1 protein-coding gene is annotated in these 1,046 nt (G+C 67.5%); it reads right to left on the bottom strand.

The window, feature by feature from the left end:
- Window positions 1-22 precede the first annotated feature (22 nt).
- Window positions 23-900, bottom strand: a protein-coding gene (locus FHR82_RS45120) for an IS5 family transposase (protein WP_376706505.1) whose coding sequence is annotated in 2 segments (ribosomal slippage) — window positions 23-510 and window positions 510-900 — 879 coding nt in all. Because the reading frame shifts where the segments join, the coding sequence is not laid out codon by codon here.
- Window positions 901-1,046 lie beyond the last annotated feature (146 nt).

Raw genomic sequence — 1,046 nt, 5'->3', positions numbered from 1 at the left:
CTAGGGCCTGTATCGAAGTCGGTCATAGCCATTCGTTGATGGCGGCGATGTGGACGGTGGCTTCGTAGCGGACGGCGAGTTTGTCGAACCGGGTAGCCACCGCTCGGTGGCGTTTGAGCCGGTTGATGCCGCACTCGACGGCGTGGCGTTGCTTGTAGATCTCGTGGTCGAAGGCGGGTGGCCGACCGCCCTTCGACCCTTTCTTGCGGCGGTGGGCGTCCTGGTCGGCCTTGGTGGGGATGGTTGCTTTGATCCCCCGCCTGCGCAGGTGGTCACGGTTGGCTTTAGAGGTGTAGGCCTTGTCGGCCAGCACCCGGTCCGGGCGGGTCCGGGGCCGGCCGCCGTCGAGCCGGGGCACCCGGATCGCGGCGAGAACCGGGATGAACTGCGGGCTGTCGCCGCGTTGCCCACCGGTCAGCACCAGCGACAGCAGCTTCTGGCCCTGCTCGCAGGCCAGGTGCAGTTTGGTGGACAGCCCGCCCCGTGACCGGCCCAACGCGTGATCCGCGGGTTCCTCCCCGACACCGCCCGGGGACTCCGCTTGCAGATCCCCTTTTTCCTGGCACCTGCGGCATGGTGATGGGCCCGCACCACCGTCGAGTCCACGCTCACGTCCCAGGTGATCCGCCCGCCAGCATCGGCCAGCGCCTGCAACGCGGTCATGACCCTGCGCCAGGTGCCGTTGCGCTGCCACCGCCGAAACAGCCCATATGCCGCAGCCCACGACCCATACCCGACAGGCAAGTCCCGCCACGGCGACCCCGTGCGCACCCGCCACCGAATCCCGTCAACCAACTGCCGCCTGCTCCACGACGGCGGCCGACCCGACCGCGCAGGCTGGGGCAACAACGGCTCCAGCAACGCCCACTGCGCGTCGGTCAGGTCGAACCGCCTCGTCACCGCTAGGGTGTCCACGAGGTCTCCGGTGTCTTGATCGTCTTGGTCGATGATCGATCTACCGGAGACCTCATCTATTTGATCAACGACACGCCGGAACAGGCCACACCCAGGCCATCAGCCGGTCACGACTTCGATACAGGCCCTAG

The sequence above is a fragment of the Actinophytocola algeriensis genome, from assembly GCF_014203735.1.
Classification (GTDB): Bacteria; Actinomycetota; Actinomycetes; order Mycobacteriales; family Pseudonocardiaceae; genus Actinophytocola; species Actinophytocola algeriensis.
Note: the sequence above shows the minus strand (reverse complement) of the source record. Positions and strands in the feature narration are given on the sequence as shown.